Genomic DNA, 22,687 nt, shown 5'->3' on the forward strand with positions numbered 1-22,687 from the left:
TTAAGGCAGTGACTTAAACCGTGGGACGCGGCGTCCCACTGGAGCGTCGCATTGGGTACGGTTCCCGGGTGAGCGAGCGCGCGGGAGTCGATTCGGGGCCGAAGGATGCCCTCGTCGACGCCGCCGAGCGGCTATTCGCAGAGCACGGCCTGGACGGCGTCTCGATGCGGGACATCGCCAAGGCCGCCGGGCAGCGCAACAACTCCGCCGTCGCCTACCACTTCGGTGGCCGCGACGGACTGGTGCGCGAGGTGTTCCGCCGACGGATGCTGGTGATCAACCAGCGGCGCCGGGAGATGGTGGACGCGCTCGACGGCGCGGCTGACCGCGACCCGCTGCGCGCACTGCTGGAGGCGATGATCCTGCCCCTGGCCGAGCACCTGCGCGCGGCCGGGCCAGGCTCGACCTACCTGCAGTTCCTGGCGCGGGTCTCCCCCACCGTCGACTTCCGCGACCCCACGCTGGCCTCCGTGCGTGCCCTGCACACCGAGCTCGCGACCCGCATGCAGCGCGAACTCACCCACCTGTCGCCGGCCACCGCGCTCGCGCGGATCACGTTGGTACTCACCATGTCGGCGTCCGCACTGGCGGCCTTCGAGCAGCAGTGGGCGCTGGGCCTGGTCGACGGCGAGCGCGAGCTGGACGCCGTCGTCGCGCACGTGGTGGACCTGGCGGTGGGCGGCCTGCGCGCAGGCGCCAACGCTGGCTAGGAGCGGAGCATCTCGACGAACGAGTCGCCGTCCGGATGGATGAGCCCGACGTCGTAGATGTCCAGGAGTCGGACGACCTCGTCGCTTGGACGGCCAGGTATCAGCACGGCGATCTTGGTGTCGATCGGCAAGGCGTCCAGGGAGCGGTAGTACATGGCCTGCCCCATGCCGTGAGCGATCAGCACGTCGTCGCGGTGGTCGATCTTCGCCTCGATGAGTAGACCTCGGGTTGAATCGAACAGATCTGCCTCGCGTCCGTTTGTGAAGCGGCGCTTGGTAATCCGGCGTCCGAGCCAGGCCACGTACTTCTGCACGAGGTCGCGCTCCAGCTCGCGTTCGAGTTCCTGACGCTCCTCAATCGTGAGGTCGGGGTTCGCGAGCATGGCAGGCAGATCATCCTGAAGCATCCAGTGCGCGCGGACCACGCGCAGCTTGAAGTCCTTGAGGTGCCGGTGCATGGCCCAGTAAACGTCGCAGTGCCGGTAGCGACCGCCAAGCTCCACGAAGCACTCGTAGATGGTGCGGCTCTTCTTGTGTCCGGGGTTCGGCCAACCGAGACGCAGCACCGCGTCTGCAACGTCGCGAAGCTCGCCCTCGGTGACCGCCGCCGGGTCTCCCTGGCCCTGCGGACGGCGGAAGGTCCCGTCCAATGCGTATACGACGGTTCCCGACCACTCCAGGTCCATCTCGGCCGCCAGGAACGCATCTTGCACCTTCGAGCGCTGTGACGCACTGGAGAGGTCCAACCGCAACCGCTGCGCGATCCGGTCCACCAGGAGTTCCCAACTCGGGGTCTCGTCGAGACTCTCCAGGATCACCTTGGTCGCCACAGCGTTCCTGACGTCACGCTCCGCCCCGTAGGAGGAACGCTGACGATCGCTGGGGTAGGGCACTGCCATCCGGCTCTCCTTGCTGGTACACGACACCGAGATATGGGCATCGCGATCCTGCCACCGGCTGCCGGGAAGTGCTGGGAAACGCCCCCGCGCCCGCCTCCTTGGTTTGACTCCGCAACCATCCGGGCAGACCTCTCTATGTCCCCAGCACGCACGCAAGCAGAGTGAGTCCCATGCCAGAGGTCGTACCCGAAGCCATCAACAAGGCCGCCGACAAGGTCGAGGACGCCGCGGACGGCATCAAGACGAACGACCCGTCGACGGCGCTCGCGGGGATCGGCACAGCGATGCCGAGCAGTTCGTCTGCGAGTGCGGCGGAGGCGTTGACGACGCAGTGGGAGACACGGTTCGCGACGCTGAACACCGACATGACGACGCACGGCACCAACCTGCACGGCGCCGCCGACGGTTGGGTCGAAGCGGACGGCAGCGTCGCCGGCGGCTACCCGGTGTTCCCATGAACATCGCCACGCTGAAGTCCTGGAAGCCGGGCTCGCTCGATGCGGTGATCGACACGCTCAACACGCGCCGCAAGGGTCTCGCCGACCTGACCGACGAGATGGTGGACGGCACGCCGCCAGCCGCATGGGTGAGCGACGACGCCGAGGCGGCCCGCGCCGCACACGTGCGGATGTGCGACCGGTTGGCCGATGCGACCGCGACCGTTGCCGCCGTCCTGGGTGGGGTGAGCGAGGCGCAGTCGGACCTGATCCGCGCCAAGCGGCTGATGGACGACCAGCTGGCGACGGCCGTGAGCTACGGGTGGACGGTCGACACCACCAGCAACACGATCACCGTGCCGGCGCCGCCGATCTGGGCGCAGGAGCCAGGCAGCGGGATCGGCATCGCGATGGCACAGGGGATGGCGGACGAGTGTGCCCGCGAGATCGGCTACGCGCTGGAGGATGCGCAGGCCGCGGACGACGCGTTGGCCCGGATCCTGCGTGCGGCGGCGCGTGGCGAGTACGACGTCAACATCGGGGCGGACGGCGGCAAGTTCGCCGGCGTGATGGACCAGCTGGACGATCCGATCACCGACGGCCAGCTGCCGGGGTGGGGCGAGCTCGACCCGGTCCGGCGTCAGGCGCAGATCGACGCGTTCACCGAGGCGATGGGGCGCCCGCCATCGTCTGTTGCGGACTGGAAGCTGGCGGCCGCGCTCGACCCGACGTCGTACGACGCGAAGTACCAGGACACGGACGCGGTGATCCAGATCGGGCGGATCACCCCGCAGCCCGGGCAGGGCACGGTGCGGATCGGGCTGTTCATCCCGATCGACCAGGTGACGAACTTTCCGCACGGCGACCTCGGCGACAACCGCGGCTTCGACCCGCACTTCGACCCCGAGCAGACCCGGGTGACGATGTTCATCGACTACGAGACCGGCACGATCGTGGTCCGGCAGAACCCGTCGGTGGACGCGGCCGGCAACGTGGAAGTGGACACGCCACGCGTCGACGTCCGCCAGACGACGGCCGGCAACCTCGAGGTCCACTACGACGCGATCAACCCGTTCGCGCCGCCCGGCTCGGACCTCATGCACACCGTCAACGGCACGCTGTACGTGAACCCCGGCCCCGGCGGGCCTCAGGTCGGCGGCACCATCGGCGACTACCCCCAGTTCGAGGCGTACCACGATGCGCCTGACGGGACGACGAACACGGTGGTCCAGGACGAGGCGGACAACATGTCCTCCCTCGGCCCGATGCTTGAGCTCCCGCAACACCACGACGTCGGCGACCCCCAGTACGGCGACGCCCCCTTCAGTTCTTGGCGCCACCTCTCCGGCGAGTACTGGGAGCGCCACGGCACCGCGCCCTCCACGCGGCTGGGTGAGGACACGGACGTGCCGGCGGTGGAGCCGTACCTGGGTGGGAGCGGGCCTGGGGATCGGGGCGACGTCGAGGTGGCGTGATGTTACTCCAGCATCCGCTGCCAGGGCCGAAGGATTCATCGCAATGACACTCGGATTAGCCCATCCCACCGAGGACAGGGATTGGCAGTTGCCCTCCATCAGAGCGGCAATCAGGCGGCCATTATCGACCTCTCAATGAATGGATTGAACCTTCGCGCCGAAGTCCGGCGGAGCAATATCAAAAGAGTTGTGCGGAACCACGCACGAGAGCTGCACGGAGCCATCCGGCATCAGCCAGTAGTGCAGATGCCATTCTCGATCAATGTCGGCCCGCCAGGCCGCCGCGCCACCATTCTTACGCTGTGGCGAACTTCCTCCGATTGAGGTTCTCAGCCAGTGCGAGTCTCGCTGCGATGGATTAGAGACCACCTCCGCACACGCTCGAAGAAACTTGTTCGCCAACCCGGGAACCTTGTGGACTCCTGCATGGGCCGCACTATCAACAAAGCGCGGGCCGAGGGACCAACGCTCAGACCCATCCCGTAAATCAAACTGTCGAATAGAGGCAGCGACCGCCACTTCGCCAAAGTGATCATCTATATCGATAGACAACACCAATTCTTGCGAGGATTCCAATGTCAACAAGGAACTGCATGTTTGTACAGCGAGGAGATCCAGGTCCACCCCTACATCCTCGAAAAGTTCATCTCGATCCGTCATGATCGCAGAGAACTCCACACTCCACTGCAGCCGAGAAAAATTACGCCGAGTCGCCAAGAAGGTAGCGGCCTTTGAACGGTCGACCAAGGTTATGGCGGCATACGAGTGCAGGGTGGCACCCAAAGCCGCGTTGAACTCTTCATGACATTCGCAAGCCGCCATAATTCCAGTTCCGCAGCAACTGCAGCCTGCGATCTCGCGATCCACCACCAAGTCTTCCAGAATCTCGGCTTGGTCCAGTATTCGCAATACGATACGAGATAGGTCACCTGCGCTGATGTGGTGAATATTAGATTCGCCCAATAGCTCCTGATACTTTTCCTTCAGTGGAAACATATCCGCAGCGGAAAGCGTAGCGAAAAGTTCATCCGAAACCATGAGAATAAGCTCCCCAGAGCGATTCTCACTGTACAGTTGAGCTAACGCTTCTACATGGTTTTCCACCGTATCGGTCACCATTCCTTGATGACATGCCAAATAGTAAGGGTCAAGGACGGCGCGCATTCACGGTCCGCTTTCTGTGAGAAGCGCTCAAGAGCAGTTCGATATCATCCTGGGTATCATCGAAGAACCCATCAGGCCAGTCCTGAATTGCCCCAAACTGGTTGACATCAACCTTGCGAAAAGATGATCTTCCCTGAATTCTCTCAGCGAATAGGATCGACACCTGTTCACTCATCTCTGCGCCGTCTGCCTCTGCGATGCGCAGCCGGAGGCGGTTGACCAGATACTCGCTATGAGTCTCTACGAAGCATTGCCTTCCCGACGCTGCCATAGTTAGCAGAAAGTCGCCGAGGCGACTCTGGACCGCCGGATGCAGGTGGAGTTCGGGCTGCTCCAGCAACGTCATCGAACCGGGAGGGGCCAGTAGCAAACTGACAACAACAGGCAAACACTGACTGACCCCGACGCCCACATGCGTGAGGGCCAACCGCCGCTCCGATGGCCCGCTCTGGACCGTAAGTTCGTGCCCAAGACTTCCCCGGTCGGCTGTTTCGACGCTCTCAGCGACCCCGAGATACCTAGTCCATACGCGCACTGCCTCAGCCAACGGCATCGTCACAGTCGGCGCATCGACCCTGGACAGAGGCAGCTCGTCTGGGTGGATAAAGGTTACTGACTTGTTTCTATACGCATCAAGAACGGATGCCGTCCACTCGCCACTCGGACCCACATCCTCAGAACCCAATGTGGTCGCCACCGGATAGATTGGCGCGGGTTGGACGCGGAGCGGCCCCAAGTAGCGGAGCCCAGTGATCGCATCTTCGAGTGCGCCTACAGATCGCGAACACCAATCAGGCAGATCCGAGACGAACAGCCACGGCTGAGGATCATTGATCGAGCCGTACTGAGCCAGCACTCGTTCCAGATTTTCCCGGACCTTTTCGCCGATCCGCCGCCGCTGAACGGGTGAATGCTTGAGCTGCCAACGGCGCACCTCTGCTGTCGACGGCTTATCCCCGAGTTGCGAGGCGTCAAGATCCAATGGGTCAATGACGTTCTCCTTCACAAGCAGCCAAAGATCTTCAAAGAAGCGAAAGGCCGAAGGAACTGGCGTATTCGACGGCAGTATCATGCTCTTGAGGAGTTGACGAGCCACCTCTTGCAGGAGATCTACGCGCGTCGTAATTGCGCTAGGAAGGCAATGGTCGAAAAGAACGCCGCGAACATCGCCCTCGAAACGAGGTTCAAAGTTCACCGACCACGACAGCGACTGGTGCGATCTTTCGGGAAGCGTTTCATACCCTTCGACCCGGCGTCGACGTTCGGCAGCCCACGAGTGTCTTTTGATCCTAATCTGAGTCCGCGAATAGTTTTCTCCGCCTTCGAAGTATCCGTCGACATTAAGATTCTTGATTGTAGGGAAAGTCTTTCCCTCTGTTTGGCTAACTTCTGGGCGAAGCGGCCGATCCGTGAAGTTCCACCGCCCGTCTACAAAAACTGGAACACGCGCCTTCTTGATCAAACTTTGAGGCGAGTCGTCGGCGGAGACATCTGGGGCCACCTGGATTCCAATCGAGATTTCCCGACTGGATGACGAACCAGCATGAAGAATGTCATCAAACTCCCCGAGTTGAGTCAGGGGACCATTCAGAACAAACTGCCGTTCCGAGCTGGAATGGCGAAAGGTCTGCAACAGGAGGAGGAGCGACTGAAGGAGGGTGCTCTTTCCGCTGCTATTGGCGCCAGTGACAATAGTAAGCGGGGCCAACTCGATCTCTACGTCGGATCCAATGGATTTGAAATTTCCAACAGTGAGGCTTCGAAGCATCGCAGTTTCGACTTTCGCTAGAAGTATCCCGGTCACGAATGATCCTCCGGCCAGACTATCCGCCAACCGGAGCATAGTCCGCCGAATCCATGGCCTTCGCCGTTCGCAGCGCTAGATTAGCGGAGCGCCGAAGGCAGCCCGGATCAGCCCATCAACGATCACCCGCGCGTTGACCCCGCAGGGTCGGCTCCTCGAACGGGAAAGTCCGCGCTCGCCAGCTCGGATGGGACTGCGTTTCAGCGAGTCATGTGCGACCTGAGGGCTTGCGGCCACCAAAACAGCGGTCTGGCAGCGGCAACCGGCTCCGCCGCGAACGACGGCGCGTTGCTGTTGATGAGACCTACTCCCGTCGGGAACTGCCTGCGACTCCCAACGCGTCCTCGTTGGCTACGGCTAGTTATTCGAGTCGATTTCGCCGCCCGGTGGCCTGACTCCATTGTTCGCCGTATGCCATTGGTCTTACAGGGCAAATTCTCATCCCTGCTCCCGTAGGTACCTCCCAAAGTGCGGCACCGTGAAGGCGATGCGCCCGCGTTCGCCGGAGTAGATGAGGCCCTTCTTCAGCAACGCATCTCGGGCGGGGGACAGGGACTGCGGCTTCTTGCCCAACAGCGAGGCCACGGCAGCGGTCGGGACAGAGCCGATGTCGTCCGCATCTGAATCCGCCAGCGCGGCGTCGGCCATCGCACGGAGGTAGTCCCGCTCACCCGGGGTCGCGCGCTCGAAGCGGGAGCCGAAGAAGCCGACGGCCAGCTCAGCCTCAGCCTCGGGTGCCGCAACGGCAACGTCGTCGGCGGTGATCGGGGTACGGGGCGCTCGGTCCCAGACCGCTTTGCCGTAGGCCTGGATGAAGTAGGGGTAGCCGCCGGTGGCGACGTAGAGCGCGGCCAGGGCTTCGTCGTCGAAGGATGCTTCTTCGTCAGCGGCGGGAGCCGACAGCGCACGGTCCGCCGCGTCCCGCGAGAGCCGGTCGATCCGCTGGTACGAGAACAGTCGCTCCGAGTACGACTTGCTTGCCGACAAGACCGCCGGCAGGTGCGGCAGCCCGGCCCCGACGACCACGAGCGGCAGCCCCGACTGGCTGATCTCGTGGCAGGCCGCGCACAACGCCGACACGTCGTCCGGCCCGAGATCCTGCATCTCGTCGATGAAGATCGCGATGCCCTTGCCGACGTCAGCCGCCAGCCCGCCGAGGTCGGTGAACAGCTCGACGAGGTCGATCTCGATGTCGCCCGAGTCGGCCCGTCCCCTCGCCGCAGGCACCGAGATGCCCGGGTTCCACGCCTCGCGCAGCTTCGGGGCCGGTCCGGCCTCGCGTTGGGCGAACGCTCGGATCACGCCGAGCACATGGTCGACCTGTCCCTGCTCGGGATGCCCCAGCTCGCGCACCGCCTGGTGCACCGCTGATGACAGTGGCCTCCGCAACGCCTGGTCCGGCCGGGCCTCGAGCTTGCCGGTCCCCCAGTGCTTGCGCACCGCCGCCGAGCGCAGCGCGTTCAACAGCACCGTCTTGCCGACGCCGCGCAGACCGGTCAGCACCAGCGAGCGCTCCGGCCTCCCCCGCGCGATCCGCTCCAGCACGACGTCGAACGCACGCAGCTGCTCATCACGGCCCGCCAGCTCAGGCGGACGTTGACCGGCACCGGGCGCATAGGGATTGCGAATCGGATCCACGATCCGAACGTATCGGCGGTTCTAGTCGAAACCCTAGATTTCGCTAGCGACGCGCAGAGACAACCGAAGTCAGCTCAGCCCGCGCCCCAGGGCAGATCACTTCACCGATGATCCAAAGACTCGGCCAGGGTCTTGCGAGCACGTGAGAGCCGGGAGCTGACCGTCCCGGGCGCCAGTTCCAGCAGGTTCGCAATCTCCCCCACCCGGTAGCCCGCGACGACCAACTCGACCACCTCGCGTTCGGCCGTCGAGAGGATGCTCAACAGGGCCCTGACCGCCAAGGCGTCGTCGCGACTCAGCAGCGCCTCACAGGCGTCCGGCTCGGCCGTGGGCCTGACCGCTTGGAGCGCGTGCAACTGGGCGAGAAGCCGTTCCCGTCGAGCCAACGAGCGCCGCAGGTTCCGAATGTGCCCCTCGAGGATTCGGAAGCCCAGGCCGACAAGCCTCAGGTACTCGTCGCCGTCTCGTGGAGCGGGAAGACCCTTCGTCCACACGGTGAGCATGGTCGCGCTCGCCACCTCATGTGCCTCGTCCCATCCGAGCCGACGAAGCGCAGACCGCAGAAGCCGAGGCCAGATCGAGGCGAAGAACTGCTCGAACTCGTCAACCTCCACGTGCCCTCCCTCGACCTACCCCGCGCTATCTCCGAAGTGCCTCGGTCGGCTCGATCTGCGCGGATCGGGCTGCGGGGTAGAGCCCCGCCGCAGCGCCGACCACCACGCCGATCAATGGCGAGGCGAAGACCAGCTCCGACGGCATCAGCGCCGTCCAGTTGCGGGAAACGGAGACCACCAGAACGATCACGATGCCCACACTTGTCCCGATCAGCCCGCCGATCCCACCAAGGACGGCCGACTCACCCATCACCTGCGCAGCAATGTGGTGGCGCCGCGCGCCGAGCGCCCGCCGCAACCCGATCTCGGATGTTCGCTCGACGACGGCGACAAGGGTGGTGTTGGCGATTCCCACGGCCCCGACGAACAGGCAGACCAGTGCCAACCCGATGAGTAGGCCTTGCAGATCCCCGCCTACGCCGTCGCGCAAGCGGCGGGGGTCAGGAGGGGGCGTCACCGCAAGATCCTCGATTTGGGCAGGCGCTGCCGCCGCTCGGACCTCCTCAGAAACCTGCACCGCCGCTCCGACCTGGGTCGCCACCTGCAGGGTGGCAGCCGTTCTCGGCGTGGGAGCGCCCCACAGCGCAAGCGCCGTGCCACGGGGCACCGCGACCGCAAGCAGCAGTTCAGGGTTCCGCGCCGCGCCGTCGATGATGCCCACCACGGTGAAGCTCGTGCCCTGGATCGAAACCGAGGGGCGGGTCGCCAGAGTGGTGATGCCCAGGCGCCGAGCTACCGCAGCTCCCAGGACGACCACCCGCTCCCGATGCCTGTCAGCGAACTCGTCGTAGACCCTGCCGGACCGAACCCGCGGTGCGGTCACCTTCCAGGCTCCAGCAGAGACCGCATAGACCTCGACGCCCATGCGATCGCCCGTAGGGCTCGCGTGTACCTGTTCGCCACTCACCGGGAGGTGCCAGTACACCCCGGCGGCCACCACACCGTTCAACTGCCGTACGCGATGCTCGCTCTCCTCCCCGAAGGGGAACGCAGCGTCCGCCGAGCGTCGTGCGTCCGTTGCGGAGACGGTCGTCGCGGCCAGCGCATCGAAACGCGCATCGATCTGGCCCGACGCAGTGTTCGCCAGGCCGACGACGGTGACGAACGTGCCTACTCCCAGGAACACCCCGAGCGCAGTCAACGCGGAACGCCCAGGCCTCGCAACAAGAGCCGCGACACATTCGCTCGCCCATTGGCGCACACCCATCTGCGAGGGCCGGATGTCCAGGCGCGACCCGATCATCGATGCACCTCGGTGAGGATGCCGTCGGTGATGGACACACGCCGCTTGGCGCGCTCGGCCACGGAGCGGTCGTGCGTGATGATCACGACCGTCTGCCCCTGGGAGTTGAGGTCCTGCAGAAGGCTCATCACCTTCGCGGTGTTCGCAGTGTCCAGGTTGCCGGTGGGCTCGTCGCAGAGCAGCAGCGACGGCGAGTTCATCAGTGCTCGAGCGATCGCCACCCGCTGCCGCTCCCCTCCCGAGAGATGTGACGGCATAGCCACCTTCCGGTGGCTCAGCCCGACGCTTGCCAAGACCTGAGCCGCGCGATCCGGGATCGACATCCTTCCGGCCTGGGCTGGTCCCGCGCCCGCTGCGGACCGACGTGCTGCCCGCCTGGGTTGGTAGAGCGCAGCCAGCATCACGTTCTCTAGCGCGCTTCGCTGATCCAGCAGATGGAAGGACTGGAACACGAAGCCCAACCGCTGTCCGCGAACAGCGGCGCGATCGCGCTCACCCAGTGCCGCCACGTCCACGCCCGCCAGTTCGTACGAACCCGCGGTCGGTCGGTCCAGCAGGCCGAGGATGTTGAGCAACGTCGACTTCCCCGAGCCTGACGGACCGACGATCGCGACGAAGTCGCCTTCGGGAACCGTCAGGTCCACGTCACGCAACGCCTGCACTACCGGAGGCCCCGGATAGGTCATGGCGATCCCCTTCAACCGCACCGCGCTCATGATCGGCTTTCGATGCCGACCACGACGAGGTCTCCCGGCCGGAGGCGGCTCCCTTCGGCCGGCACGACCTCCACGAAGCCATCACCGCTCGCGCCCGTCTCCACCGGTACTTGCCGGTTGCGCTCGCTCTGGCGAACGGTGACCACCGTTTCGCCGGCGCCGTTCAGCGAGACCGCGGCGACCGGCACCGCCAAGACCTGGCCTCGGCTGCTGACGCCCCGATCTCTACCCGAACGTCTTGGCCGGCCCAGGCAGGCCCCAACACAGCATCGGGAGCAATGGTCGCAGTGCCACCGCCTTCTCCCGCCGTGACCTCGCCGACCCTGCCGGTCGCCGTCCGGTCGATCATCTCGGCAGTCAGCTCGACCGCGACTCCCGTGTCCAACACCCCTGTCATCGCCGGTGCGACGTCGACGAAGACGACCAGGTCACCGGAGGCTAGTTGAACCTCAGCGTTCTCTGCAGGTTCGCCCACCACTGCCTTTGCGACGACGACAGTGGCCGACTGCGTGTCGACGTAGACGACGTTCCACATCGGCATCCCGCCCCGCCCTGGGTCGGGGTACCCCTGGCTGACGAACAGTCGCCGTACCGCGGCTGACGTCGACGCGCCGAACTGACCCGCACGATCCGTGACCCTGCTTCCGGCCCGCCTCAGTGCCTCTTGAAGCTGCCGGACATCGGGACCACGAGCACCCGGCCGAAGATCGCGGTAGGCCGGGATTCGTCCGGGGAGGAAGAAGACCGGTTGCCCGGAGACCTCAACCACGACGTCGCCGGGGTCGAGCCGGCTTCCCGCTCGGTGTGGAGCCCTGGTGATCAGCGCCTCAACCACTCCTGGCGGCTGGCGCGTAGGGACTACCGACGTCGTGGAGACTGCCCCGACTCGGCCGCGGGTCACCATGGTGTCCGCCACCACCCGCTCCTCGACGGGAACCGTGATGATCGACGGCGGGGGCGGCTTCGTCCGTGCGGCGACTTCCGCGGGCGAGGTGACGAACTGCCCCGCGACGAAGCCGGCAGCCGCAGCCAGGACCGCGATGACCAGGATCGCGGCGAGGCCGCGCCTGCGTCTCGCAAGCGGCGAACCGCCCCCGCCGTCAGGACCCGCACTCAGCTGAGCCTCAACCACTTGCTCATCCACCATCGAGCACCTTCGTGGCGCGTTGCAGTCCGGCTCGGATGGTCTCTCGGTCCTCGGTAAGTTGAAGTTGGTTGTCCTCGATCGCCTGTCGCTGATAGGCAACGTCGACCTTGTTCCAGCGACTCACCAGCGAGGTCTTCTCCTTGCAGGCGATGTCGGCGACAGCCGTTGCGATCTCAGCTTCGGACGCAGGCGCACCCGCGTCCCGTCCGAACTCCGGGTCGAGCGGCGTTGCGTAGTTGAATCCGCGCCGGCCCAAGCACTCGGACCACTCCGCGAAGAGCGACTGCACGCGAGGATCAGCCATCGACTTCTCGTAGGCAGTGATCCTGAGCCCCTGCGCAAAGTCATCCTTCACCCGGGCGCTGGCCGTGCCCCACAGCTTCTCTCGCGCCTCGCCGAGGCAACCACCGGCAGGAATCTCCAAGCCACCGAATTCACCAGGTGAGGTCAGCTCTGCTCCATTCTCGGGAACCGCGACGCCCCCGTTCGGATCGCCACTGAACACGAAGTCATAGCTGGGTGACGTGCTCGGCGAGTCGTCCGCGGGGTCCGCCAACGACGCTGGCTGGTAGCCATGCCGCGCCGCCTCGGACGAATCGGTGATGCCGTACAAGCGCGTGTCGGCCATGCGTTGCTCTGCCATGACAGCATCGAGGTCGAGCGATCGCTCCACCGGTTCGAACCCGAACCGCTTGAGGCAGTCCCCAGCGAGCAGATCCTCAGCGGCCTGGACGGTGAACAGCTCGGAGCCCTGGAGCATGTACGCGCTCAAGGGAGACTTCTGAGGCGGCTGAACCCCGCCGTCCTGCGAGCTGACCGAGCCGGCCGGTGTCGATGGCGGCTGCTCCGGACCGGGTTCGCCGTCAGCGCGTTCCATGGCCGACTCTCCGCCCTGGCAAGCCGCCACGAGAGCAAGCGAGGCCACAGCCACACTCAACCTTGCCGAGCTACGGGAACAGAACCCCATCAGGAGACCCAGACGGGATCGGTCGCGATCGCGCTCAGTTGCCCGCCGTCGAGGGAAGGCAAGGCCCGAGTCGGGGGCGCGCCCTTCTCCTGCGTAGCGGTGTAGGCCGTGACCTGGATGAAGAACCCGTCGGCGCGGAAGAACTGTGCACTCGACGCGAGCACTGCCGTTCCCGGTCGAGCAACTTCTTCAAGTTCGACGACGAGGCCGCCCGCCCGCTCCGAGCAACGCGCCTCGTCGTTGCACAACGTCCGCGCCTCGGCAATGGCGGTCGCGGATTCCTCCTCCGGCCCCGCAGAGACGAGAACGGAGACGAGACCCGGCCCCGCGCCGTCGTCGAAGATCAGACTCCCGCCCTGCACCGGTGACTCCGAGGAGGAACCCAGCGATTCCAGCCCCTCCCGTCCCGGGACGGGCAGATCGCCGACCGTCCGCGGACCGTCCGACCAACTCTGCAGGTGGCTGGCAGTGCCTGCAGGCAGCAACTCTGCCAGTGTCGGAGCCATGTTCGTGGCCCGCACGCCGAAGGTCGCTGGGCGATCGGTCGGGGAACCGGAGGGCGACGCGGACGGCGATCCGGCCGCGCCATTCTCGGGCGCATCACGCTGCAGGACGCCACTGACGAGCATGCCTGAGATGCCGACCGCCGCCACGGAACATGCGCCGGCCACCATGATCCGACGCCGGCGGCGGAGCTTTCGACCGCGCTGATGGCCAGCACGCACGAGGGACGCCACGGGCGTCTCGACGTCCTGGGTCGACTCGCGCAGCATCTGCACGAGCCATTCCTCAGATGGACGATCGTCAAGGCTTGTCATGCGCGGTCTCCTAACGGTTCGGCTTCGTCGTCAAGCAGGGGTCTGATCCGAGCCAGCGCACGCATCGTTCGGCTACGCACTGCCACAGCACTGATGCCGATCGCCTCGGCGGTTTGCTGGACGGTGCGATCCTCGAGGAACCGAAGGACCAGAACCGCACGATCGGTCGGGGTCAGCTCACGCAGCGCCGCCACCAGATCCAGACGCAGGCCCACGTCAGTCTCTGCAGCCATGACCTCGGGAAGTTGGGCGGCGGGCCGCTCACTCCAGCTGCGTCGTCGTCGCGCACTGAGGAAGGTCCGGACGAGTGTGGCGTGCGCATAGCTGGCCGGATTGTCGATCCCGCGTCTTCCCCAGACCAGGAAGAGCTTTGCCAGGCACTCCTGCACCAAGTCTTCAGCGAGATGCCGATCTCCGCACAGCACGAGCGCGGACCGGTAGAGCGCAGCGGAGCGCGCCGTGGCGAACTCGATGAAGTCGTGGTCTCGGTTCACGCCTGCCCCTTCCTACCCTGTCACGCTTTAGACGCGCTAGGCGTGGGAAATGTGGCAGGAGCCCCGCGACTGCTGTGCGGCTAGCGAGAGCGCGCCCGGCGCAGCCGAGGACGCATCTGAGCACGCCGCAGGGCTACGCCTGGCCTGACGGGTGGATCTCACCCAAGCCACCGGAACGAGGCGTTCTCGTTGTAGGTGTTCGTCAGATTCCCGTACTGATCCGCGGGGATCAGGTCGTTCGCACCCAGGTAGTTCGAGTTGAAGTACACCCGCGCGTTCTGCGTACTACGAGCGTTCGCGGCACATGCTGAGTTGTTCTTCACCGGGGTGTTCTGACCCGCCCCACCGGACAAGAACTTGTAGCCCGCGAGGTCGGCCTTCCGGGTTGCGAAGTCCGACATCGATCCGTTGCACCCGCTGTTGTAGTAGAACCCGAACTCCCCATCGTGGAGGGTTCCGTCTTGACCGGCAGCATCCGCCGGTGCGGCGGTCATCACGACAAGCATCACTGCGGTTCCGGCAGTCGCGCCGAACACCATCATCTTCAGACGATCCATCGACTTCTCCCGAGTTGAGCGATTCTCACCGCTACGGCGGCGAAAGGGGTGTTGGCCCTCACTCAGTACTGTCCGGATCCGTCGTCGACGTCACGTGCGCAACCGTGCCGGGTGTGGCGCGCCGCTACGAGTAGGAGTCGTTCTCCCCCACCAGACTCTCCGCCGGCACGCCGGTCAGGTCGTCGTTCGGGTCGTCCTCGCGCGACTCCAGCAACCCCTCGCCGCTGAACACCTCGTTGCTCAGGTTGTTCGGGTCCGGGACCTCGCCGGGAACCCGGCCGCTCTGCAACGACGCCATCCCGTCCTGGTACGCCTCCAAGTAGTCGGTGCGCAGCGTGCCCACGAACGATGTGTACGCCTCCTCGGCGCTCTGCACCGGGATGTCGACGTACTTGCTGGGCACGGCGTCCGGCGTCAGGTTGTCGACGCCGGTGACGATCGCGGAGATGTTGCCGATCAGGTCGACCGTCTTCTTCACCGCGTTCAGCTCGTCCTTGAAGAACGTCGCCCCGATCGAGACCACGTTCTTGAAGATCGTGAAGACGTCACCGACCGGCACGTTCGACGAGTCACCGTAGCCCGACGGCTGCGAACCCCACTGCACCCATCGCTCCAGCTGAACCTCCAGCTGCTCCTTGACGGCGTCCAAGTACTCCATCGCACCCTGCTGCGTCCCTGCGATCCCCTGTGTCGCAAGGGCGAAGCCCACGGCCACCGAGCCGGCGTACCACGCTTCGCGGCTCAGGTTCTCGTTCACGTTCTGGTAGAACTCCTGGAACGACCGCCCGGCCGGCGACGTCCACACCGTCTCCATCCCGCCCAGCCGCGCCCAGTCGTCGTCCCAGGCCGCCTTGAACGGCTCGATCACCCGGCGCTGGACGTCGCGCACGGCCTCAGCCAGGGCACCGACGTCGGGCTTGGTGAACTGGTCGCAGAGGCTCTCCGCGTAGCCCGCGATGCCCTGCGACCAGGCGAATCCGTTCTCCCACGACTGATCCGCGCCCCGCTGGATGTCGGCCACCAGCCTCCGCTCGTCCGCCTCGGTGATCGGCCTGCTCTCGCTGGAGAAGGTGAACATCCCCCAGCCGTTCCACTCCGGCGGGAAGGTGAAGCGCCCGTCCGGGCAGGGGAACTTGTAGCCGGCGTCGAGCTTCACGATGTTCTTGAACGTGATCTCGTCGGAGTTGGTGAACCAGTTCGGCTCCGACTCGGACGACGCCCGCAGCTCGTCGAGGTACTTGGCCGCGTTCTCGTTGCCCCGCAGATAGCCGAGCAGCTCCTCGATCTCCTTGAGCCGCTGGCTGAACGTCGCCTTCGAGAATGCCATCGTCAGCCCCGGTTCTCGTGGTTGTGGATCTGCCGGCTGATCTCCTCGTTGAGCTCGCGCTCCTCGGCGTCGTCGGCAGCCGAGCCCGGCTCCGGCGTGGTGACGACGACGTCGCCGTCCTCGTCGACGGCGCCCGGCGTCTGCGGGTCGGTCACCTCCGGCGGCACCTCGGCTGCGCCAGGGATCGGCAGATCCCGCAGGCTCGCATCCATCGCCGCCAGGTCCGCCCGCGCGCCGTCGTCGGTCTGCACGTAGTGATCGGCCGAGAGCAACACCGCCGTCGCGCAGTTGTTCAGCGTGGTCACCGCGTTGCGGAACGACGTGTAGGTGACGCCGCCGATCTCCAGCATCGACCGCAGGAACCCCGGGTCACCCGCGAGCGCCGCCTGCTCGTCGAAGACCTGCAGGGCGGCGTAGAAGTCGTTGCTGGCCCGCGAGACGAAGTCGGCGAACTCCGGGATCTCGATCTTCCCCGCCCGGTACATCCGTTCCAGATTGGTCTCGACCATGACGTCCTCCCGCGGTGCAACTCCCTGACGGAGCGCTCCTACCCGGAGGCACGCGCAACGAAACTGCGGCTCAGCCGCTCGCCATCAGCTCGCCGGCGCCGAACGCCGCCATCTGACCCGCGCGCAACGCCTCGATCACTGCCGGGATCTCCTCGGCAGGCAACCGGAAGCTGCCGGTGCAGAGACGGTCACGCCACAACGACAGCACCATCACCCCGGCCTCGGCATGCCAGGTCAGCCGGAGCGCGCGACCGTTGCCGCGGTCGTCGATGAACACCGACCCCTCGGCCGGCACCAGTGGCGCTGTCATGAACCCATTCTGCCGTAGAAGTGTGACTGGCGTCACTCAGTCCCACCAGCCGGTAGGGTGACGACGTGCCCGAACTCCCTGAGGTGCAAGCGTTGAGCGCCGACTTGGCCCGGCGCCTGGACGGGCGCGCGATCGTCGCCGTCCAGCTCGCCGCCTTCAGCGCACTGAAGACCTACGACCCGCCGGTCCAGGCCCTCGAAGGCACCTTCGTCGAAGGCGTCACCCGGCATGGGAAGTTCCTCGACATCACCGCAGGCGGGCTGCACCTCGTGCTCCACCTCGCCCGCGCCGGCTGGATCCGCTGGCGCGACGAGGTGCCGAAGCTCCCGCCCCGCCCCGGCGGCAAGTCGCCGCTCGCCGCACGGATCGTCCTCGACGACGACTCCGGGCTCGACATCACCGAGGCCGGCACCAAGAAGTCGCTGGCGATCTACATCGTCCGCGACCCGGCAGACGTCCCAGGCATCGCTCGCCTCGGCCCGGACCCACTCAGCGACGACTTCACCCTGGAGACCCTCGCCGACATCCTCGACGCCGCCGGCCGCTCGCAGCTCAAGGGCGTGCTCCGCCACCAGGGCACCATCGCCGGGATCGGCAACGCCTACTCCGACGAGATCCTGCACGCCGCGAGGATGTCGCCCTTCAAGCCCGCCAACTCGCTCGACGACGACGCCCTGGCCACCCTCTACGCCGCGATCCGCGACACCCTCAGCGACGCCGTCGCCCGCTCCGACGGGCTGGCGATGAGCGAGCTCAAGGGCGAGAAGAAGTCGAACCTCGCCGTCCACGGCCAGGCCGGCAAGAAGTGCCCCGTCTGTGGCGACGTCGTCCGCGAGGTCAGCTTCGCCGACTCCAGCCTGCAGTACTGCGCCACCTGCCAGACCGGCGGCAAGCCGCTCGCCGACCGGCGGATGAGCAAGCTGCTGAAGTAGCTCACCCCTTCGCGCGTGCCCGGCTCCGCGCCCGCGCCAACCGCACCGAGCGGCGCTTCCACAACGCCTGCTGTACCGCCAGCGTCAGCCAGCCGGCGATCACCATGCCGCTGATGTTGAGCGCCAGCTGCAACGCGCTGCCGGTGATCTCGTGGCCCACGCCGAACGCGATGCCGAGCGCGACGTTGCCCGCCGCGGGCACCGTCGTCACCGAGATGAAGACGCCGGACAGCCCACCCACCTTCGCCGACGTCAGCGACAGCACGCCGGCCGCGGCCGCGATCACCGCGACGATGAACGACCACTTGTCCGGCGAGTAGATGAAGTCGGTGCCCGGGCGCGGCCCGGTGACGTGGTCGACGGTCACCCAGCCCAACCAGCGGGCGATCAGCGCCGCCACCGTGGTCAGCGCGATCGCCACCACGAACCCGACCACCAGCGTCCGCGCGGCGATCCGGAACAGCGCCGTCCGCCGCCGTACGGCGGCCAGCCCCAGCGCCGCGATCGGCACGAACTCCGGCCCGAGCACCATCGCGCCGACCACCAGCACCTGCGAGTCGATCACGATCGCGATCGACGCCAGCAGCGTCGCCAGGCTCATGAACGCCAGGTAGGTCCAGTTGAGCTCGGACTCCTCGTACGCCCGCTGCGTCACGTCGGCCCACACCACCGCATCCGCGCTGGCGCCCGGCGTGTGCCGCTCCGCCTCGAACCCCGCCCGCGACACCCAGGCCGTCACCGGCGCGAGGTGGATCGTGCCCTGCTCCGGGACCCCGATCTCCTCCAACCGGTCCAGGAACTCGTTGGCCGCCTCGCGCGCCACGTCCACGTCGACGACGTCGCCGGCCGGCTGCAACGACGCGCCCCGGTTCACCGCGAGCTGACTCACCGCCGGGTCATCGGTGAAGACCTCAAGCACCTCGTCGGTCAGCTCCGGCGGGACGGTGATGCGGAAGTGCTGCACGTCGGGCCTCCCCCAGTGACGTCGCCGCGACAATCGCGAGCCTGGGCAGAATCTCACAACCTCCGCGGCACCGTCCGGCATTGCCGCGCCAGGCGCACCGGCGTCACGCCCTATGCTGCCCGGACCAGCCCGACGACGATCGCAGGAGCCACCCGTCCGATGCCTGAGCACCCGGCAGCCACCGCCTCGCCTACGGCGGCGCTCGCCGCAGCGATGCTCGGCGGGATGCTCGGTGCCCTGGCCCGCTGGCAACTGCAGGAGCTGACGCCGTCCACCGCGTTCGACTGGACCGTGCTGGCGATCAACGTGGCCGGCTCCGCGCTGATGGGCGTGCTGATGGCCTGGGTCGCCGCGGGCACCGCCCCCGCTCTCGCCCGCCCGTTCCTCGGCGTCGGCGTCCTCGGCGGCTTCACCACCTTCTCCGCCTACGCGGTCGACGTCGTCAGCATGGTCGACGACGGCAGGGCGGCCCTGGCGCTGGGGTACCTGGTGCTCACCGTTCTCGGCGCACTGCTCGCCGTCATCGGTGGCACGCTGGCCGGTGAGCGCTGGTGGCCACGCAGCGCCGCATCGGAAGCCGACAAGCGCAAGTTCGGCGGGAACAAGCGCAAGTTCGGCGGGAACAAGCGCAAGCTCGGCGGGAACAAGCGCAAGTTCGGCGGGAACGAGCGCAGGTTCGGGGGATGAGCGTGCTGTGGGTATGCCTGGGGGCGGCACTCGGGGCCGGGGTGCGGCAGCTCGCCAACCTGGCGCTGGCACCGCGGCCGGGGCGCAGGCACGACGTCCCGCCGATCCCGCGCGCCACGCTGCTGGTCAACCTCGTCGGCTCGCTGATCCTGGGCGTCCTGGTCGGCGCCGACCCCGCGAGCGCCCGGCTCACCCTCGCGCTGGGCATCGGGTTCTGCGGGGCGCTCACCACCTGGAGCTCGCTGAGCTACGAGGTGCTGGACGTCGCCCGTCGCCGTGGCCTCGCGGTGGCGACCGGGCTGCTCACCGCGAGCCTGCTCACCGGAGTGCTCGCGGCCGCGATCGGCTTCGGCATCGGCCAGGCCCTCTGAGCCGAACCGGCGCTGCGCCACGGCCCGCCCGGTGTGACAGTCTGGCCCCATGCAGGTTCCTACCGTGGCCATCGACGGCGTCCCCAACCCGCTTCCCGAAGGACTCGTCGTCCTCGACGTGCGCGAGCAGATCGAGTGGGACGCCGGGCACATCGACGGCGCTCTGCACATCCCGATGTCCGAGTTGATGGAGCGCGTCGACGAGGTCGGCTTCGACCAGACCCTGGTGGTCTGCAAGGTCGGCGGCCGCTCCGCGCAGGCCACCGCCTGGCTCGCCAGCCAGGGCCGCGACGTCGTCAACCTGGACGGCGGCATGCTCGACTGGGAAGCCGCAGGGCGCCCGATGGTCAGCAGCACCGGACAGGCCCCGCAAGTCTTCTGAGCCGAGCAGGCTCGCCGGGCGACCGCGCGGACTACTCCGTGGAGAGCTGCTCGGCGCAGGCGTCCGAGAACGCGGTCACGAAGGCGGTGGCGGCCGCCTCGTCGTCACCGTCCAGCGGGTCGATGTTCGCCCGATCGCTCCAGGCGAGCTCGTCCAGCGCGGTCACGAAGACCTCGAAGCCGGTGCGCGCCTCGTCCGCGACCTCGGCCGGAGTGCCGACCTCGGCCAGCGACTCCAGGGCATCGCGGAACGGCTTCTCCTCCTCGCCCTGCGTCGCGTCGGTCAATGCCGCCATCGCGGTGCAGAAGTCCTCGGACGAGGCGTCCTTCGGGGCGTCCTCGACCGAGGCGGCAGCGGACTCCTTCTTGCCGTCGTCACCGTCGTCGTCCGAGCACCCCGTGACCACGGTCAGTGCAAGCACGGCCCCGATGCCGGCATAGGCAAGTCGCTTCATTGTCCGCCTCTTCGTCTGCGCGCCGCACACCCTGCGCGGCGCCGGGAGAACCCTCCCAGTCAGCAGCAACGACGCGCGCGCCGGGTCGTCACTCCGACTCGCCGAACTGCTCCGAGTCGGTCGCGTCCATGCAGAGCTTGAAGTAGGCGTCGCCGAACGTCGCAAGCTGCTTCTTGTCGGCACTGGCCAGATCCTCGCCGACGCTCTCATCGTCGGGCTCCATCGCGTCGACCATCTCGATGAAGAGCTGGTAGCCGTCGCCGGCGCTGGTCGAGATCACGGCCGGCGCCCCGACGTCGAGCAGCGCGCTGCGTGCCTCCTCGAACTTCTTCGCGTCGCCGCGGCCGAGCACGCCGTAGAAGTCGTTCATCGCCGCACAGAAGGCGGCCTCGTCGGCGTCCCGGGTGGCGCCGTCGGCTCCGGCAGCGTCACCGTCCGCATCGTCGGTGGTGACGTCGGCGCTCTCGCTCGTGTTGGTGGGCTCGTCCTTGGCCCCGGCATCGCCGTCGTCGTCGGAGCACGCGGTGAAGGCGGTGCCCATCAGCACCAGCACAGCACCCCAGCCAGCAAGTCGCCTCATGCCTCCAGCATGCCAGAACCCACGCGGCAGCAAAGCGCAACGGGCGCCCCGGCACTGCCGGGACGCCCGTCGACGTGTCGCGAGATGCGATCAGATCACTCCGAGGGAACCTCGGTCGGGAGCTCATCGAGCTGCGACTCCAGGTCGTCCAGCGACGACTCGAGGTCGCTCGGGATGTCGGTCGGCACGTCGGTCGACTCGCCGTCGCCGGTCGGCGCCTCGCCGCCCGCGCAGAGCTCGGCAGCCTTGGTGAAGAAGGTGGTCACCTTCTCCTGGTCGTCCTTGTCGACGGAGTCCTCGTCCTGGGTGTCGTTCCAGTCGAGGTCGACCATGATCTCGAAGCCCTCGCGAGCGTCGCCGTCGATCTCCTCGGGCGTGCCCAGGTCCTTCAGCTCGTCCTTGAAGTCGTTGAACGAGTCCTCGTCGTTCACCTCGCCGAACTTCTCAAACTGCTTGCAGAAGTCGTCCTTCGAGGCGTCCTCGGGCGGGCTGCCGCATGCGGTCGCCATTCCACCCACCAGCACGAGGCTGGCTCCAACCAGTGCAAGTCGCTTCACGTTCTATCCCCTTGTTCGGTATGTGACTCGGGTGCCGTTGCACCCTGCCCGCAGCGTGTTGCGCGGCTGCCACATCGTGATGACGATCCGGCGTCCTGCGCGTGACACCTTGCGGCACCGCGGAGACTTCTTCCCGAGATCATCGCGTTGAAACATACCGATTTTCCGATTCGGCATCCGCCGAACGCAGAACCTTCGGCGCGCCTCTCCAGAACCGCTCGCCGCCGACGGCCGGGCCCGCCTCCCTCACCAGAAGGCCGGCGGCGTCTCCAGCAGCGCGGCGAGCCGGCGCAGGTACCGAGCCCGGTCGATCTCCACCACGCCCAGGGTGGCCAGGTGCTCGGTCTGCCACTGGACGTCGATCAACCGCTCGCCGCCCTGCGCGCTCAGGTGCTCGACCAACCCGATCAGCGCCGCCTTGGAGGCATCACGGTGACGGTGGAACATCGACTCGCCGGCGAACACCCCACCGACCGCGACGCCGTACAGGCCACCGGCCAGCTCATCGCCGGCCCACGCCTCCACCGAGTGCGCCCAGCCCAGCCGGTGCAACTCCAGGTAGGCGGCGCGGATCTGCTCGGAGATCCAGGCTCCGTCGCGGGCCGGGTCCGCGCAGCCGTCCACCACGGCGGCGAACGCGGTGTCGATCCGGATCTCGAAGCGTCGCGCCGTCTTGCGCAGCGAGCGCGACACCTTCAACCCGTCCAGCTCCAGCACCCCGCGCCGCTGCGGCGACCACCAGCCGATGTCGCCGTCCGGCTCGTCGACGTCGCCCAACGGCATCGGGAAGTAGCCCGCGCGATAGGCGGCCAACAGCGTGCCCGGCTCGAGATCCGCGCCGATCGCCACCAGATCGTCGGTTCCGGGTGCCACGGGCGGGAATACCCAGGGCGTCGTCGGCGGCTCTACCTGCACGCCGCCACTCTAGTGG

28 protein-coding genes are annotated in these 22,687 nt (G+C 66.8%); 7 read left to right on the forward strand and 21 right to left on the reverse strand.

Annotation, left to right across the window (positions count from 1 at the left end):
• The first annotated feature begins 68 nt into the window (after positions 1–68).
• Positions 69–710 carry a TetR/AcrR family transcriptional regulator gene (locus ABD151_RS11215; protein ID WP_343994310.1) on the forward strand — a complete coding sequence of 214 codons (642 nt, stop codon included), beginning with the start codon at positions 69–71 and terminating at the stop codon, positions 708–710.
• Here the strand turns inward: ABD151_RS11215 and ABD151_RS11220 are convergent.
• Positions 707–1,540 carry a hypothetical protein gene (locus tag ABD151_RS11220; protein WP_343994312.1) on the reverse strand — a complete coding sequence of 278 codons (834 nt, stop codon included), beginning with the start codon at positions 1,538–1,540 and terminating at the stop codon, positions 707–709. The two genes, ABD151_RS11215 and ABD151_RS11220, sit on opposite strands and share 4 nt — an antisense overlap.
• A gap of 239 nt (positions 1,541–1,779) precedes the next feature.
• Between ABD151_RS11220 and ABD151_RS11225 the strand changes: the two genes are divergently transcribed.
• The gene (locus ABD151_RS11225; protein WP_343994314.1) at positions 1,780–2,067 is read left to right on the forward strand and encodes a type VII secretion target; all 288 of its coding nucleotides are present in this window, start codon (positions 1,780–1,782) and stop codon (positions 2,065–2,067) included.
• A complete protein-coding gene (locus tag ABD151_RS11230) occupies positions 2,064–3,521 on the forward strand; it encodes a hypothetical protein (protein ID WP_343994316.1) in 1,458 nt (485 codons plus the stop codon). Before ABD151_RS11225 ends, ABD151_RS11230 begins: the two co-directional genes overlap by 4 nt.
• Before the next feature lie 132 nt (positions 3,522–3,653).
• On the opposite strand, the gene ABD151_RS11235 is transcribed toward ABD151_RS11230, so the two are convergent.
• The 15 genes from ABD151_RS11235 to ABD151_RS11305 form a co-directional block, all read right to left on the reverse strand.
• Positions 3,654–4,640, reverse strand: coding sequence for a hypothetical protein (locus ABD151_RS11235; protein WP_343994318.1), 987 nt, complete (start codon positions 4,638–4,640; stop codon positions 3,654–3,656).
• 28 nt (positions 4,641–4,668) lie between these two features.
• Positions 4,669–6,489: an AAA family ATPase gene (locus ABD151_RS11240; protein WP_343994320.1), complete on the reverse strand. Its 1,821-nt coding sequence runs from the start codon at positions 6,487–6,489 to the stop codon at positions 4,669–4,671.
• A gap of 438 nt (positions 6,490–6,927) precedes the next feature.
• Positions 6,928–8,127 (reverse strand): ATP-binding protein, encoded by a 1,200-nt coding sequence (locus ABD151_RS11245; RefSeq protein ID WP_343994322.1) that lies wholly within the window; start codon positions 8,125–8,127, stop codon positions 6,928–6,930.
• A gap of 101 nt (positions 8,128–8,228) precedes the next feature.
• Positions 8,229–8,741 (reverse strand): RNA polymerase sigma factor, encoded by a 513-nt coding sequence (locus tag ABD151_RS11250; protein WP_343994324.1) that lies wholly within the window; start codon positions 8,739–8,741, stop codon positions 8,229–8,231.
• A gap of 25 nt (positions 8,742–8,766) precedes the next feature.
• Entirely contained in the window at positions 8,767–9,984 is a 1,218-nt protein-coding gene (locus ABD151_RS11255; RefSeq protein WP_343994326.1) for an ABC transporter permease, read from the reverse strand.
• On the reverse strand, positions 9,981–10,700 hold the full coding sequence (locus ABD151_RS11260) for an ABC transporter ATP-binding protein (RefSeq protein WP_343994328.1): 720 nt from the start codon (positions 10,698–10,700) through the stop codon (positions 9,981–9,983). The genes ABD151_RS11255 and ABD151_RS11260 overlap by 4 nt, the downstream gene beginning before the upstream one ends.
• Positions 10,697–10,888 carry a hypothetical protein gene (locus ABD151_RS11265; protein WP_343994330.1) on the reverse strand — a complete coding sequence of 64 codons (192 nt, stop codon included), beginning with the start codon at positions 10,886–10,888 and terminating at the stop codon, positions 10,697–10,699. The genes ABD151_RS11260 and ABD151_RS11265 overlap by 4 nt, the downstream gene beginning before the upstream one ends.
• Positions 10,864–11,844: a peptidoglycan-binding domain-containing protein gene (locus tag ABD151_RS11270; RefSeq protein WP_343994332.1), complete on the reverse strand. Its 981-nt coding sequence runs from the start codon at positions 11,842–11,844 to the stop codon at positions 10,864–10,866. Before ABD151_RS11270 ends, ABD151_RS11265 begins: the two co-directional genes overlap by 25 nt.
• Positions 11,837–12,724, reverse strand: a complete 888-nt coding sequence (locus tag ABD151_RS11275; RefSeq protein WP_343994334.1) for a hypothetical protein — start codon at positions 12,722–12,724, stop codon at positions 11,837–11,839. Before ABD151_RS11275 ends, ABD151_RS11270 begins: the two co-directional genes overlap by 8 nt.
• Before the next feature lie 89 nt (positions 12,725–12,813).
• Complete coding sequence (locus ABD151_RS11280; RefSeq protein ID WP_343994336.1) at positions 12,814–13,632, reverse strand: hypothetical protein; 819 nt, start codon at positions 13,630–13,632, stop codon at positions 12,814–12,816.
• Positions 13,629–14,126, reverse strand: a complete 498-nt coding sequence (locus ABD151_RS11285) for a SigE family RNA polymerase sigma factor (protein WP_343994338.1) — start codon at positions 14,124–14,126, stop codon at positions 13,629–13,631. Before ABD151_RS11285 ends, ABD151_RS11280 begins: the two co-directional genes overlap by 4 nt.
• 158 nt (positions 14,127–14,284) lie before the next feature.
• The gene (locus tag ABD151_RS11290) at positions 14,285–14,683 is read right to left on the reverse strand and encodes a hypothetical protein (RefSeq protein ID WP_343994340.1); all 399 of its coding nucleotides are present in this window, start codon (positions 14,681–14,683) and stop codon (positions 14,285–14,287) included.
• Positions 14,684–14,807: 124 nt separating this feature from the next.
• Complete coding sequence (locus ABD151_RS11295) at positions 14,808–16,010, reverse strand: hypothetical protein (protein ID WP_343994342.1); 1,203 nt, start codon at positions 16,008–16,010, stop codon at positions 14,808–14,810.
• Positions 16,011–16,012: 2 nt separating this feature from the next.
• A complete protein-coding gene (locus tag ABD151_RS11300; RefSeq protein ID WP_343994343.1) occupies positions 16,013–16,519 on the reverse strand; it encodes a hypothetical protein in 507 nt (168 codons plus the stop codon).
• Between the two features lie 70 nt (positions 16,520–16,589).
• On the reverse strand, positions 16,590–16,829 hold the full coding sequence (locus ABD151_RS11305) for a hypothetical protein (protein ID WP_343994345.1): 240 nt from the start codon (positions 16,827–16,829) through the stop codon (positions 16,590–16,592).
• Between the two features lie 65 nt (positions 16,830–16,894).
• On the opposite strand from ABD151_RS11305, the gene ABD151_RS11310 reads away from it, so the two are divergent.
• The gene (locus tag ABD151_RS11310) at positions 16,895–17,761 is read left to right on the forward strand and encodes an Fpg/Nei family DNA glycosylase (protein WP_343994347.1); all 867 of its coding nucleotides are present in this window, start codon (positions 16,895–16,897) and stop codon (positions 17,759–17,761) included.
• Between the two features lies 1 nt (position 17,762).
• Here ABD151_RS11310 and ABD151_RS11315 read toward each other — a convergent pair whose 3' ends face one another.
• A complete protein-coding gene (locus ABD151_RS11315) occupies positions 17,763–18,725 on the reverse strand; it encodes a DUF389 domain-containing protein (RefSeq protein WP_343994349.1) in 963 nt (320 codons plus the stop codon).
• 159 nt (positions 18,726–18,884) lie between these two features.
• On the opposite strand from ABD151_RS11315, the gene ABD151_RS11320 reads away from it, so the two are divergent.
• From ABD151_RS11320 to ABD151_RS11330, 3 genes are read left to right on the forward strand one after another with little or no spacing between them, the layout of a single operon-like run.
• Positions 18,885–19,412, forward strand: coding sequence for a fluoride efflux transporter FluC (locus ABD151_RS11320; protein ID WP_343994351.1), 528 nt, complete (start codon positions 18,885–18,887; stop codon positions 19,410–19,412).
• Positions 19,409–19,783 (forward strand): fluoride efflux transporter FluC, encoded by a 375-nt coding sequence (locus ABD151_RS11325; protein ID WP_343994353.1) that lies wholly within the window; start codon positions 19,409–19,411, stop codon positions 19,781–19,783. Before ABD151_RS11320 ends, ABD151_RS11325 begins: the two co-directional genes overlap by 4 nt.
• Positions 19,784–19,832: 49 nt before the next feature.
• On the forward strand, positions 19,833–20,165 hold the full coding sequence (locus tag ABD151_RS11330) for a rhodanese-like domain-containing protein (RefSeq protein ID WP_343994355.1): 333 nt from the start codon (positions 19,833–19,835) through the stop codon (positions 20,163–20,165).
• 31 nt (positions 20,166–20,196) lie between these two features.
• Here the strand turns inward: ABD151_RS11330 and ABD151_RS11335 are convergent, their stop codons facing one another.
• The 4 genes from ABD151_RS11335 to aat form a co-directional block, all read right to left on the reverse strand.
• Positions 20,197–20,619, reverse strand: coding sequence for a hypothetical protein (locus ABD151_RS11335; RefSeq protein ID WP_343994358.1), 423 nt, complete (start codon positions 20,617–20,619; stop codon positions 20,197–20,199).
• Positions 20,620–20,707: 88 nt separating this feature from the next.
• Positions 20,708–21,199, reverse strand: coding sequence for a hypothetical protein (locus ABD151_RS11340; protein ID WP_343994360.1), 492 nt, complete (start codon positions 21,197–21,199; stop codon positions 20,708–20,710).
• A 95-nt stretch (positions 21,200–21,294) separates the two neighbouring features.
• On the reverse strand, positions 21,295–21,756 hold the full coding sequence (locus ABD151_RS11345) for a hypothetical protein (protein WP_343994362.1): 462 nt from the start codon (positions 21,754–21,756) through the stop codon (positions 21,295–21,297).
• A 246-nt stretch (positions 21,757–22,002) separates the two neighbouring features.
• Entirely contained in the window at positions 22,003–22,671 is a 669-nt protein-coding gene (gene aat, locus ABD151_RS11350; protein ID WP_343994364.1) for a leucyl/phenylalanyl-tRNA--protein transferase, read from the reverse strand.
• Positions 22,672–22,687 lie beyond the last annotated feature (16 nt).

This window comes from Nocardioides dubius, from assembly GCF_039528155.1.
Taxonomy (GTDB): Bacteria; Actinomycetota; Actinomycetes; order Propionibacteriales; family Nocardioidaceae; genus Nocardioides; species Nocardioides dubius.